The following is a 13097-nucleotide window of genomic DNA, read 5'->3' on the forward strand; positions in this document are numbered from 1 at the left end:
GATGAATGTCAGCGGTTGGCGGCGATCGTTTCGCCGATCGTCCCATCGGGCGCGGTGCGGCTGTCGACCTCGGCGGTGACCGAAAGCCCGGCCTTCAGATACTGCCCGTCCAGCACGTCCTTCGGGATCGAGATCCGCACCGGCAGGCGCTGGACGATCTTGGTGAAATTGCCTGTCGCGTTTTGCGGCGGCAGCAGCGCGAAGACGGCGCCGGAGGCCGGCGAGAAGGACTCGACCGTACCGGTGAAGTCGTCTTTCTCGAAGGCGTCAACGGAGACCTTGACCTTCGCCCCGACGCCGAGGCGGTCGAGATCGGTCTCCTTGAAATTGGCGACGACGTAGAGGTCGTCGGTCGGCACCAGCGCGCCGAGCCGCGTCCCGGAGGCAACGAGATCGCCGACCTGGACATTCTTGTTTCCGAACACGCCGTCGAAGGGCGCGCGGATTTCGGTAAAGCCGAGATTGCGCTTCGCCATGTCGATCGCAAGCTTGCGTTCCTGCAGGGCAGCCTGCTGCTGGGCAAGTTCGGCCTCAGCCGTCGTGATATTGGATTTCGCGACTTCAACCGCTGCATCGGCGGCCTGGACCTGGGCCTTCAACTGATCGAGCGCCGACCTTGCATCATCGAAGGCGGCGACGGTGGCCGCGCCCTTTTCGCGCAGGGTATCGGCGCGCTGAAGCACGGATTTGGCGTTGTCGATCTGCGGATCGAGCGCATCGCGGTTGGCCTTGGCCTGCGCCAGCGAGGCCTTGGCGCCGGCGATCTGGGCCTCGGTCGCCTTCAGCGCCACATTCTGGGCGTTGAGCTGCGCTTCAGCCTGGGCGAGCGCGTTCTGGTAATCGCCATCGTCGATCTTGACCAGAAGATCGCCCTTCCTGACGCGCTGGTTGTTTTCAATCGCGACGCTTTCGACGTAACCGGAAACCTTGGGGGAGATCATGGCGATGTCGCCCTCGATATAGGCGTCGTCGGTGGAAACCATGAAGCGGCCGTCGGTCCACCAGTGATAGCCGAGCCAACCGGCGCCGGCGATGAGCGCGATCCCGATCAGCGAAAAAATGATCTTACGCACCCCGCCGCCGCGCTTCTTCTCGGCCGGGCGCGGTTCGGGGTGCACATCTGTCTCAGTCGTCATGTTGAAAAGAGCCTTTCTGGCGCTGACGGGAGGAGGGGGCAGCGCGGAGATAGCGAATTCGAACTCGTGGGTTCGATTGGTTGGTGTGGTAATGCTCCTCGCGGCGCGGACTGTCAAGCGGCAGACCGGCGGGAACTGGTCAATGTCAATTACGTTGATAGTGAAGGGATGGATTTTGCGTTATAGAACGCCTGCTGTTCCGTCGTGATTCCGAAAGCGGGGAAAACCCTCGCCACAGCTGCATGCCGGGTTTTTGAGGAGACTGACTTGAACGACATTCTTGTATTGGCCACCCAGCCCGAGGCATGGGCCGCTCTCGTGACGCTGATCGTGATGGAAGTCGTGCTCGGCATCGACAACCTCGTCTTCATTTCGATCCTGACCAACAAGCTGCCGGAAGCCAATCGTCAGCGCGCGCGGCGGATCGGCCTCGGCCTGGCGCTGGTGCTGCGTCTGGTCCTGCTCGGCGCGGTCGCCTGGATCGTGCAGCTGACAGAGCCGGTTTTCACGGCCTTTGACCATGGGTTTTCCTGGAAGGATATCATCCTGATCGCCGGCGGGCTGTTCCTGGTCTGGAAGGCAACCAAGGAAATTCACCACAATGTCGATCCGGAGGAAGATGCGGGCGGGATCGTCGGCGGCGCGGTGAAGACCGGCTTTGCCGCCGCGATCTTCCAGATCCTGCTGCTCGATCTGGTGTTTTCCGTCGACAGCATCATCACCGCCGTCGGCATGACCGACCATCTGCCGATCATGGTCATTGCCGTTGTCGTCGCGGTGACGCTGATGCTGATTGCCTCGGGCCCGCTCGCCCGCTTCATCGAGGCCAACCCGACCATCGTGATGCTGGCGCTTTCCTTCCTGCTGATGATCGGCATGACGCTGATTGCCGATGGCCTCGGCTTCCACGTGCCGAAGGGCTACATCTATGCGGCCATGACTTTTTCGGGCCTCGTCGAACTGCTCAACATGCTGGCGCGGCGCAAACGGATGAGGGACCGGGCCGCTCGCGGGGAGCCCGCACCCAGCGCGCCAACGCGTCACTGAACCTGTCGTTCTGAAGGGTGGGTTGCAACACCACCACCTAGCGCGACGAATGCCTTAGTGAGCATCTCTTCAGCAACCATCGAAACGCCCGCCAAATCGTCGAAAGATGGAGAAACGACTGCAACCTCGACCGCCCGCATACGAGCCTCGATGGCTTGCCCCTTACGAGTCCCCAGCTCCCTCCAGAAGGACCAAAACCTGAACAGAGCGATCTTATGATCGCGGACATCAAGGGCAGCAGGTCACAGAAAGTCGAGCACCATCCGATTGAACTTGTCGGCATATTCCCACTGAACCCAGTGGCCACATTGATTGAAGACGTGCAGTTCGGACTTTTGTATGCCCGCTACGAGCCTGATGCCGGTATCCATCGGCACAAAACGGTCGTTTCGACCCCACACGATCAGCGTTTCGGCGGTGATTTCATGCAGTCGGTGATCGACATTTGGGAACTGGCGAGGATTGACGGCCAGGCTCTTGACGAAATTTTCCAGATGGTCGCGGCGCGCCAGAATGTTCTTCAACCGGGTCTCGAACAGCTCTTCGGTGAGATCGCTTGAGTCGAAGACGAAAACATCCATCATCTTCTTCAGGTTCTCGATGGTGGGATTGCGGTAAAGCGCGCCGATCAACTTGATGCCTTCGGCGGGTTGCGGCGTGAATAGGCTGACGCCGCCGGTGCCACCACCCATCAGGATCAGCTTGCCGACCTTTTCGGGATGGGCGAGTGCAAAGGCAACCGCGCTGTGACCGCCCATGAAATTGCCGATGATGTGGATCTTTTTTCAGTGACAATCAGGACTGACCAGGAAACCGGATCGGGTTTTCATGGAGGAGACCCGGTTCCCGCCAGAATACTTTGAGGAGGAAAACCAAAATGATTAAACGCAGATATTTTCTTGGTGCGGCACTGGCTGCAACCGCACTGACGGCAGGACTTCCTGCCTTTGCCGCGGGCGACACCGTCAAGGTTGGCGTGGTTCTGTCGCTTTCCGGACCCTTCAGCATTTACGGCACCCAGATGCAGAACGGTATCGACCTGTTCATGAAGCAGCATGGCGATGAAGTCGCGGGCAAAAAGATCGAACTGATCATCAAGGACGACGGCGGCATTGCCCCCGATCGTGCCCGCCGCGCCGTGCAGGATCTTCTCGTGCGCGATCATGTCGATGTCCTGGCCGGGTTCACCTTCACCGCTTCGGCCATGGCCTCCGCGCCGCTGGCCGAGAAAACCAAAACGGCAATGATCGTCATGAACGCATCATCGTCGCATATCACCGATGCCAGCCCCTATATGATCCGCGTCGGCCAGACCCTGCCTCAGATCACCGAGCCTGCCGGCCGCTACGCCGCCGAACACGGCTATAAAAATGTCTATACGCTGGTGGCCGACATCACGGCCGGTCACGATGCGGAAACGGCCTTCAATCGCGGCATGACGACGAATGGCGGCACGGTTGCGGGAAGCCTGCGCGTTCCGGCGCAGAACCCGGATTTCGCACCGTTCATACAGCGTATCAAGGACGCCAGGCCGGATGCGGTGTTCGTCTGGCTGCCGCCGGGCGAGGCGACCATCAACTTCATCAAGGAATTTGACCAGCGTGGCCTCAAGGAAGCGGGCATCACCATGCTGGGCACGGGCGATCTCACCGACGAACTGACCATTCGCCAGACCGGCGACGCAGGGCTTGGCGTGGTGACCACCGGCCATTATTCGATGGCGCATGACACCGACCTCAATCGGGAATTCGTGAAAGCCTATCTTGCCGACTACCCCGATGATCCGTGGCCGAATTTCCTCTCGGTTTCCGCCTATGACGGCATGGCAGGGCTTTACTACGCGCTGGAAAAGACCGGAGGCGATGCCTCGGGTCCGGCCATTGCCGAGGCGCTGAAAGGGGCGACCATTGAAAGCCCGCGTGGACCGCTCACCATCGACCCGGAAAACCGTGACATCGTTCAGACCATCTATGTCCGAAAGGTCGAGGCGCTCGATGGACAACTCGCCAATGTCGAGTTTTTCGAATTTCCCGAAAGCCGGGACATGACGCCCTGAGGCCAATGGCGGGGCGGCTCTGCCCCCCGCCTTCCTTTTTCGGAGCTTTGAATGGCAGGTAATATTGTCGGCATTCTCTTCGACGGACTGGCCTATGGCAGCTTGCTGTTTCTGGTCGGCGTCGGGCTTTCCATCACCATGGGACTGATGAATTTCATCAATCTGGCGCATGGCTCGTTCGCCATGATCGGCGGCTATGCAAGTGTCTATCTGGCCAACAGGGCGGGTATTCCGTTTCTGGCTACGCTGCCGCTCGCCTTTCTGGCCGCCGGGCTCTGCGGTATCATAGCCGAACGACTTCTGTTTCAAAGGCTCTACAAGGCGCCGCATCTCGACCAGATGCTGTTTACTGTCGGTTTCGTGTTTTCCTCGATTGCAGCCGCGCATTATTTCTTCGGTGCGTCGCAGCAATTCGTCGAAATGCCGGACCTGCTTCAGGGGCAGGTCCGTTTCATGGGCGTTGATTTCGGCAAATACCGTTTGCTTCTGATCGCTTTTGTCGCGGCCGTCACGCTGGCGCTCCACCTGATGCTGTCGAAGACCCGCTTCGGCGCGGAAATCCGCGCGGCCGTCGACAATCAGGATGCGGCGGCAGGCCTTGGCATCAATGTCAACCTGGTGTTTGCCCTCTGCTTTGCGCTGGGCACCGGCCTTGCCGGTCTCGGCGGCGCGCTGGGCGTGGAAGTGCTCGGGCTCGATCCGACCTTTCCATTGAAATATATGGTCTATTTCCTGCTGGTCGTGGTTGTCGGCGGTGCCGGTTCGATCAAGGGGCCGTTGATCGCCGCATTGCTCCTTGGCGTCTTCGATGTCGCGGGCAAGTATTTCGTGCCGGAAGTCGGCGCCTTCATCATCTATGTCATGATGATCGTGCTGCTGATCGCATTTCCCTCCGGTCTTGGGGGGAAGCGCGCGTGACGATCCGTTTTCAGGCAGTCCAAAGGCTTGCGTCGCCGCGTCCGGGTCTTGTTGAAATCATCTTCTGGCTGTTGCCGGCCGCCATCTACTTCCTGTTGCCCTACGACCGGGCGCTCCTTCTGTCGTTGATGACCTATGCCATCGCGGTTCTGGGCCTTGACCTTGTGCTCGGCTATGCCGGGATCGTTTCGCTCGGCCACGCCGCCTTCTTCGGTATCGGCGCCTATACGGCGGGGCTTCTATCCGTCAATGGCTGGCGCGAGCCGCTGACCGGGCTTCTGATCTCGGGCGCGCTGACGCTCGCCATCGGGTATCTGACAAGCTTCCTTGTGGTGCGCGGCAAGGATCTGACACGATTGATGGTGACGCTCGGCATCTGCCTCGTGACCTATGAAATTGCCAATCGCATGAGCGGTGTGACCGGCGGCGTAGATGGGCTGTCCGGCATCGAAATGGCGCCGCTTTTCGGGGTTTTCGAGTTCGATTTCTTCGGCAATACCGCCTATTGGTATGCCTATGCGGTGCTCGTCATCGTTTTTGTCGCGCTGAAGTTTTTTGCCTCCTCGCCGCTCGGCCTGTCCCTGCGTGCCATCCGCGAGGGCGTTGACCGAATGCCCGCCCTCGGCGCTTCGGTCAACAACCGGCTGCGGGTCGCCTTCACCCTTTCAGCCGGGATCGCCGGAATCGCCGGTGGCCTGATGGCGCAGACGACGCAGTTCGTCGGCGTCGATTCCCTCTCGGTTACCCGTTCGGCCGAATTCCTGGTGATGCTGGTCCTGGGCGGCACGGGCAGGCTTTACGGCGCGGTCATCGGCACGGCCGTGTTCGTGGTCGCCCATGATTTTCTCAATGACGTCAATCCGGTCTACTGGGAGTTCTGGATGGGCGTTCTGCTGATGGCCGTGGTCTTTTTTCTGCGCGGCGGGCTGACCGGCGGTGCGAGCGATCTGGTGCGCTTCATCGCGTCCAAAGGCCTTACGGTCGTGGGCAAGAGGGAGCCTGCGGAATGAAACACGATACCAGTTTCCTTTCCAGAAGCGCGGGCTTTGCGCTTGCAACAGAGGGGTTGTCGAAAAGCTGGGGCGGTTTTCAGGCCAACAGCGATATCAGCTTTGCCCTGCCCACAGGCGCGCGACATGCGCTGATCGGGCCGAATGGCGCGGGAAAGACCACCTTCATCAACATGCTGACCGGCGTGCTGTCGCCGACCTCCGGCAAGGTGTTCATCGGCGGCGAGGACGTGACGCATACCTCGCAGGAGGAGCGCGTGCGCAAGGGCATGGCCCGCACGTTCCAGATCAACACGCTGTTTCCCAGGCTCACGGTTCTCGAAAGCGTGCTGTTGGCCATACTTGAGCGCAAGGGTCTCGCGCGGCACTGGTTCCGCCCGCTGCAAAGCCATGCGATCGAAATCGAGGAGGCGCTCGATCTGATCCAGGATCTCGGGCTTGAAAACCAGGCAGGCAGTGCGGTGGAGACGCTTGCCTATGGCAAGCAACGCCTGGTCGAGATTGCATTGGCACTGGCATCGCGGCCGCACATTCTTCTGCTCGATGAGCCGGCGGCCGGCATTCCGGCAGGCGAAAGCACCGAGGTCTTCAACGTCATTGCCAGGCTGCCCGCCGATGTCAGTATTCTCTTCATCGAGCACGACATGGAGCTGGTGCGCCGCTTTGCCGAACGCATCACCGTTCTGGTGTCGGGCAAGGTGCTGACCGAAGGGACCCCGGACGAGATCATGAGCGATCGCCGCGTCCGCGAAGTCTATCTCGGGGAGGCCGGCCATGACTGATCTTCTGACCCTTGAGGGCGTTTCCGCCGGTTATGGCGAGGCCAGCGTGCTCGACAAGGTCTCGTTTTCCATGGCAGGCGGCGACAGTGTCGCGCTTCTGGGGCGAAACGGGGTCGGCAAGTCGACGCTGATGCGCACGCTGATGGGGCTGACGCGCCATCAGGCGGGAACGATCCGTTTCAACGGCGCTGATATCACGTCGCTTTCCACGCACAAACGCGCCCGTGCCGGCCTCGGCTGGGTGCCGCAGGAGCGGGCCATGTTTCCCTCACTGACCGTCGAGGAACATCTGACGACGGTGGCGCGACCGGGGGATTGGGATATCGCCGCGGTCTATGAGGTCTTTCCGCGGCTCAAGGAACGGCGCGCCAATATGGGCAACCAGCTTTCCGGCGGCGAACAGCAGATGCTGGCGATTGCCCGCGCGCTGATGACCAATCCGCGCCTGCTGCTGCTCGATGAGCCGATGGAAGGCCTTGCGCCGATCATCATTCAGGAACTGGCCCATGTCGTGCGGGAACTGATCCGCGACAGAGGGCTTTCGGTGATCGTTGTCGAACAACATGCGCGTCTGGCGCTGTCGATGACAGCGCGCGCCATCGTGCTTGATCGCGGGCGGATCGTCCATCAATCGGCAAGCGCGGAGCTTCTTGGTGATGACGAAAAACTGAGCCGCCTCGTGGCGGTCGCCGCCTGATCGGGCGGACAAAGGATTGACGGAAAAGGACAGGTCATGACGGAAAAGATCAAATGCGCGATTATCGGGTCCGGGAATATTGGCTCGGATCTGATGATCAAGGTGATGCGAACCTCCGATGTGATTGAAATGGGTGCCATGGTCGGCATCGATCCGCAATCCGACGGTCTGGCGCGGGCAAAGCGGCTTGGTGTGGCGACCACCCATGAAGGCATTGAAGGTCTTCTGAAAATGCCGGAATACAGGGATATTCAGGTCGTTTTCGACGCGACGTCGGCGCGCGCCCATGTCTCCAACAACGCGATCCTGCAAAGGGACGGCAAGAAGGTCATCGATCTGACGCCGGCCGCCATCGGCCCGTTCACCATTCCCGCGATCAATGGCGACGCGAATATCGACGAGCCCAACGTCAACATGGTCACCTGCGGCGGTCAGGCGACGATCCCGATGGTTCATGCCGTGTCGCGGGTTTCGCGCCGCACCGTCTATGGCGAGATCGTTGCCTCGATTTCCTCGAAATCCGCCGGTCCGGGCACTCGCGCGAATATCGACGAATTCACCGAAACCACCTCGAAGGCGATCGAGCTTCTGGGCGGGGCCGAACGCGGCAAGGCGATCATCATTCTCAATCCCGCCGAACCGCCGCTGATCATGCGCGATACCGTTTTCGTACTGTCGCAGGGGGCGTCGCGGGACGATATCGAGCGTTCGGTTGCCGACATGGCCGAGACGGTCCGTGGTTATGTGCCGGGATACCGGCTGAAGCAGCGCGTCCAGTTCGAGGAGATTGGCGACAACCAGCCGGTGCGGATACCAGGCATTGGCCTTGCCACGGGGCTGAAGACCACGATCTTTCTGGAGGTGGAAGGGGCCGCCCATTATCTGCCCGCCTATGCCGGAAATCTCGACATCATGACATCTGCTGCGCTCAGAACCGCCAGTCACTGGGCCGCCAAGAACATTCGCGAAAGGGCTGCGTAATGAGCCGTGCCAACAAGGACAAACTCTATATTCAGGACGTGACGCTGCGCGACGGCATGCACGCGATGCGCCATCAATACAGCCTCGACGATGTCCGTGACATCGCCCGCGCTCTGGACCGGGCCAGGGTTGACGCCATCGAAATCACCCATGGCGACGGTCTGGCGGGCTCGACCTTCAATTACGGCTTTGGCCGTCACGACGATGTTGAATGGATCGCCGCGGTCGCCGAAGTGTGCGAACATGCCGCTGTCACCGTCCTGCTGCTGCCCGGCATCGGAACCGTGCATGAGCTTGAGCAAGCCCATCAGGCCGGCGCGCGCTCGGTGCGTGTCGCGACCCATTGCACCGAGGCGGATGTCTCGCGCCAGCATATCGAGGCGGCGCGCGCGCTCGGCATGGATACCGTCGGTTTCCTGATGATGGCGCATATGGCCGACCCGGCAAAGCTTGCCGAGCAGGCAAGGCTGATGGAAAGCTATGGTGCGGAATGCGTCTATGTGACCGATTCCGCCGGTGCGCTGCTGCCGGATCAGTATCGCGAACGGGTTATGGCGTTGCGTGAAGCGCTGAAGCCTGAAACCGAAGTTGGCGTCCACACCCATCACAATCTGGCGCTGGGCATTGCCAACGCCGTCGCCGGTATCGAGGCGGGCGCCGTCCGTGTCGATGCCTCGCTTGCGGGCATGGGCGCAGGAGCCGGCAATGCGCCGCTTGAAGTGCTGATCGCCGTTTTGAACCGCATGGAGGTCGACACGGGTTGCGATCTGTTCGCGCTGATGGATGCCGCCGACGATCTGGTGCGCCCGTTGCAGGAACGCCCGGTGCGCGTCGATCGCGAAAGCCTGTCGCTTGGCTATGCAGGCGTCTATTCCAGCTTCCTGCGGCATGCCGAGAACGCCTCCAAGAACTACGGCGTCGATGCGCGCGACATACTGATCGAGCTCGGAGAACGCCGGATGATCGGCGGTCAGGAAGACATGATCGTCGATGTCGCTCTGGATATGCTCGAAACGCGCCGGAAACGCCCGGCCTGACAGCTTATTGTCAACAAGCCCCACTGAAAACCCGAAACACACATTCAGGGTGATCGCGGCATCTTGAGAGGAAATTCACCATTTTGTCTCGCTCGGACGAGAGCATGACACTATCATTTTTGGCGACGCTTACCATCGTAGCGCTGCCAAAAATGATGCTGCGGTAGTATCGGAAGGTCATCAGATTACCGAGGTTGACACTGCCCCCGAGCCTGTGCGGCGGCGACATGACGGCGAGCCCGACAATCGGTAAAACCGGTGCCGGGCGATGTCAGGTTCCAGGTTTCCTGCCAGCCGGTCAAAGGTCCTTGGTGTAAATGTCGCATACCGGGTCAGGAAAGGCGATGAGTTTTCGAAGCACCCTGTGGCCCGGGCTGGACAGGAGTTGCATACCGAGCATCAGCGCCACTGGCGGCTTGAAGGGCTTGAGTGAGAAGCGATTCCAGCATTTCCAGCTTTTGAGAGCCGAGTGCTCCGGATAGCGTGTCGCTTAGCTGATCATGGATATCCGAGAGCGCTTCATACGTCGTCAGCCCCTTGTTCGAAATGAACACCAGAACCTTGCGGCGATCGCGTGGGTCGGGTCCGCGATACACATCCGCCGATGCGACCATTCTGTCGATCAGTTTCGTAAGTGTCGGGGAATCCATAAATACGCGGGTCGCCAGGGTCCCCATGGATATGCCGTTTGAATCGTTTAAGGCCGTCAGGACGCGGAATTGCTCTATGGACAGGGAGCGCTGCTTTAACTGTACCTCGGCGTTGCGTTCGAGGGCCTGATTAACGCAGCATATCAGATCAGGTATGCGCAAAGCTGTGTGCCTCCCCGGCAAATTTGATTTTTCAATATTTTCTCTGATGTATAATTTCATACCGCCCGGAATCAAGCAATATCGACCTTCCCGTGCAAAATATAAATGCATTGGCATGACGGAGCTGCCGTCAAAATAAGCACGGTCGTGAGAGGCGGCGTGAAATACCGAACGGTAGAACAGATTCCGAAAATTGGTATGTGAATTGCATGTGGATATCGTCGGACGGTGTTCTTCCGCGGCGGAGGTCGGTTGATGCGCAATATCAGGATCGGTTTGCTCATCGCTCAGGAGGGCTCTGCTGGCTTGTGGGCCCCGTCGGGTGTGGCTTGCGCGCGCCTTGCCGTTGACGAGATAAACCGAGACAGCGGCATACTCCACCGTGACGTCGAACTTGTGGTGGTCAACGCCGGACCGGATGCGCAAACCGGTGCCAAGGCCGCAGCAGATGCTATTTTCGAGCATGGGGTCGATAGCATCGTCGGCATGATTCCGAGCTATGCAAGGCCACCGATCGCTCAACTGACCGACAACCGCGTTCCATTTGTCTACACGCCGCAGTATGAGGGCTTCGCAGCCGAGCGGGATGTTATGACGACGGGAGAGACCGCCGAAGAACTGATGCGGCCGGCATTGGAGTGGTTGCATGCTCAGCGCGGCGCAAAGCGGTTCTTCCTTTGTGGCAATGACTATGTATGGCCGCGTTTCAGCCTGCGCGTGGCCCGCAAACTTATTCAGTCAATGGGGGGCATCGTCACCGGGGAGATGTTCGTTCCGGTCGGCGTTCCCGATTACGACCGGATCATCGAAAAGATCAAGGCAACGAAATCCGATGCGGTTCTCCCTTATTTCCTTGGTTCCGACGGTATCACGTTCAACCGGGCCTTCTGCGCTGCGGGCCTCTCCTCCAAGGTGCTGCGGTTTTCTTCGGCGATTGATGAAACGATTGTATACGGACTGGATGAGGATGAGACGGAGAATATGCTCGTCTCATCTGGCTATTTCTCCTCAATCCGCTCTTCAAACAACGGTGCCTTCCTCGAGCGTTATCATATGGCGCTTGGTGAAAGCCCGCCGCCGGTCAATGCGTTTGGTCAATCCTGTTATGAGGGAATTTATTCCCTGGCGGCGATGGCTCAGGAGGCCGGTAGTTTCGATATACGTGAACTGAAACGCTATTTCGGGCGCATACCGCAGCCGCGTACTGCACGCGGAGCGGAGGCCAGGCCTGCTGTCGGGAGCCGTCATCCTGTCCATCTTGCTGAGGTCGACGGTTACGATTTCAGGATTCTGAACACGCGCTGATTTTTTAGTTGAATTTTCAAATATTGTATATTTAACTAAATCCACTGAAATCAAAATCAGGGGAACACACGCATGAAAATCTCTCGACGCCGCCTTCTTCAGCAATCGGCCATCGCATCCGCATCCCTCCTTGCCGCTCCGGCGATCCTCAACAGAAGCGCATTTGCAGCGGATCAGCCGATCAAGGTCGGGAGTCTGCATGACCTTTCAGGCCCCTTGGCTGCGTCCGGCGAGCCGATGGTCTATGCGCTGGATCTGGCTGTGAACGAGATCAACGCTGCCGGTGGGCTCCTGGGGCGTCCGCTCGAAATCGTTCAGTATGACACTCAGTCGAACATTCAGATGTATTCGCAATATGCTCAGCAGCTGGCGCTGAAGGACAAGGTTGCCGTTGTCCATGGCGGCATCACATCGGCGTCGCGCGAAGCCATCCGGCCGATTTTCGACCGGTTCAAGGTGCTCTATTTCTATAATGTGCTTTACGAGGGTGGGGTTTGCGATCGGGATATCTTCTGTACGGGAACGACACCGGCGCAGACTGTTGAAAAGCTGGTGCCCTACGCGATGAACAAGACCGGCAAAAAGGCTTACATTCTGGCAGCCGACTACAACTACGGCCAGATTACCGCGAAGTGGATGACAAAATTTGCCCAGGATTATGGCGGTGAGATTGTCGCGACCGACTTCTTCCCCCTCGATGTGACCAATTTCGGCCCGACGATCTCCAAGATTCAGGCAGCCAAGCCTGACCTGATCCTTTCGGCGCTCGTTGGCGGCAACCACACCGCGTTCTATCGCCAATGGACGTCGGCGGGCATGAAGGATGAAATCCCGATTGCATCAACCACATTCGGTCTCGTCAACGAGCCGGAAACGCTCGATGCTGCGGAAAGCAACGGCATCATGGGATGCTATGGTTATTTCGAGGAACTCGATACGCCGGCCAGCAAGAGTTTCGTTTCCAAGATCCGCGAAGCGCACCCGGGTTCGCCTTATATCAGCGAGATGGCCGCGACGACTTATGAAGGGGTCTATCTTTGGGCGGAAGCCGTCAAGCAGGCGGCTGCAATCGACCAGATGAAAGTCATCGAAGCGCTTGAAACCGGCCTCAGCTTCGATGGTCCGACCGGCAAGGTGACCATTGATCGCGCCACCCACCATACGATCCGCAATACTTATCTCGCCGAGGTCGAGGATCGGAATTGGGATGTGCTGGAAATTTTCCCCGATGTGATTCCGAGCGATACCGCCCAGGTCTGCAATCTCATCGACAACCCCACTGACAACAAGCAATACGTCATAAACCTTTGATGCGC

Annotated in this window: 13 protein-coding genes and 1 pseudogene; 11 read left to right on the forward strand and 3 right to left on the reverse strand. The window is 59.3% G+C overall.

Annotation, left to right across the window (positions count from 1 at the left end):
* Window positions 1–8 precede the first annotated feature (8 nt).
* Entirely contained in the window at window positions 9–1136 is a 1128-nt protein-coding gene (locus HQ843_RS10895; protein ID WP_246710341.1) for an HlyD family secretion protein, read from the reverse strand.
* 267 nt (window positions 1137–1403) lie between these two features.
* Here HQ843_RS10895 and HQ843_RS10900 point away from each other — a divergent pair, with 267 nt between their 5' ends.
* Both HQ843_RS10900 and HQ843_RS10905 read left to right on the forward strand, forming a co-directional pair.
* Entirely contained in the window at window positions 1404–2183 is a 780-nt protein-coding gene (locus HQ843_RS10900) for a TerC family protein (protein ID WP_180898291.1), read from the forward strand.
* Between the two features lie 41 nt (window positions 2184–2224).
* A pseudogene (locus HQ843_RS10905) lies at window positions 2225–2341 on the forward strand (integrase core domain-containing protein); the annotation flags it as partial.
* A gap of 84 nt (window positions 2342–2425) precedes the next feature.
* Here HQ843_RS10905 and HQ843_RS10910 read toward each other — a convergent pair.
* A complete protein-coding gene (locus tag HQ843_RS10910) occupies window positions 2426–2962 on the reverse strand; it encodes an alpha/beta fold hydrolase (protein ID WP_371824621.1) in 537 nt (178 codons plus the stop codon).
* A gap of 98 nt (window positions 2963–3060) precedes the next feature.
* Between HQ843_RS10910 and HQ843_RS10915 the strand changes: the two genes are divergently transcribed.
* From HQ843_RS10915 to dmpG, 7 genes are read left to right on the forward strand one after another with little or no spacing between them, the layout of a single operon-like run.
* Window positions 3061–4239, forward strand: a complete 1179-nt coding sequence (locus tag HQ843_RS10915) for an ABC transporter substrate-binding protein (protein WP_180898290.1) — start codon at window positions 3061–3063, stop codon at window positions 4237–4239.
* Window positions 4240–4290: 51 nt separating this feature from the next.
* On the forward strand, window positions 4291–5157 hold the full coding sequence (locus HQ843_RS10920; protein WP_180898289.1) for a branched-chain amino acid ABC transporter permease: 867 nt from the start codon (window positions 4291–4293) through the stop codon (window positions 5155–5157).
* On the forward strand, window positions 5154–6167 hold the full coding sequence (locus HQ843_RS10925) for a branched-chain amino acid ABC transporter permease (RefSeq protein WP_180898288.1): 1014 nt from the start codon (window positions 5154–5156) through the stop codon (window positions 6165–6167). Before HQ843_RS10920 ends, HQ843_RS10925 begins: the two co-directional genes overlap by 4 nt.
* Window positions 6164–6949 carry an ABC transporter ATP-binding protein gene (locus tag HQ843_RS10930; protein WP_180898287.1) on the forward strand — a complete coding sequence of 262 codons (786 nt, stop codon included), beginning with the start codon at window positions 6164–6166 and terminating at the stop codon, window positions 6947–6949. The genes HQ843_RS10925 and HQ843_RS10930 overlap by 4 nt, the downstream gene beginning before the upstream one ends.
* The gene (locus HQ843_RS10935) at window positions 6942–7646 is read left to right on the forward strand and encodes an ABC transporter ATP-binding protein (RefSeq protein ID WP_180898286.1); all 705 of its coding nucleotides are present in this window, start codon (window positions 6942–6944) and stop codon (window positions 7644–7646) included. Before HQ843_RS10930 ends, HQ843_RS10935 begins: the two co-directional genes overlap by 8 nt.
* 36 nt (window positions 7647–7682) lie before the next feature.
* Entirely contained in the window at window positions 7683–8627 is a 945-nt protein-coding gene (locus HQ843_RS10940; RefSeq protein ID WP_180898285.1) for an acetaldehyde dehydrogenase (acetylating), read from the forward strand.
* The gene (gene dmpG / locus HQ843_RS10945; protein WP_180898284.1) at window positions 8627–9664 is read left to right on the forward strand and encodes a 4-hydroxy-2-oxovalerate aldolase; all 1038 of its coding nucleotides are present in this window, start codon (window positions 8627–8629) and stop codon (window positions 9662–9664) included. The genes HQ843_RS10940 and dmpG overlap by 1 nt, the downstream gene beginning before the upstream one ends.
* 332 nt (window positions 9665–9996) lie before the next feature.
* Here the strand turns inward: dmpG and HQ843_RS10950 are convergent, their stop codons facing one another.
* Entirely contained in the window at window positions 9997–10593 is a 597-nt protein-coding gene (locus HQ843_RS10950; protein WP_246710342.1) for a MarR family winged helix-turn-helix transcriptional regulator, read from the reverse strand.
* 138 nt (window positions 10594–10731) lie between these two features.
* Between HQ843_RS10950 and HQ843_RS10955 the strand changes: the two genes are divergently transcribed.
* Together HQ843_RS10955 and HQ843_RS10960 are read left to right on the forward strand one after the other, a co-directional pair.
* Window positions 10732–11781, forward strand: a complete 1050-nt coding sequence (locus tag HQ843_RS10955; RefSeq protein ID WP_180898283.1) for a substrate-binding domain-containing protein — start codon at window positions 10732–10734, stop codon at window positions 11779–11781.
* Between the two features lie 72 nt (window positions 11782–11853).
* Entirely contained in the window at window positions 11854–13092 is a 1239-nt protein-coding gene (locus tag HQ843_RS10960) for an urea ABC transporter substrate-binding protein (RefSeq protein WP_180898282.1), read from the forward strand.
* Window positions 13093–13097: the final 5 nt, after the last annotated feature.

It is taken from the genome of Martelella sp. NC20, from assembly GCF_013459645.1.
GTDB lineage: Bacteria > Pseudomonadota > Alphaproteobacteria > Rhizobiales > Rhizobiaceae > Martelella.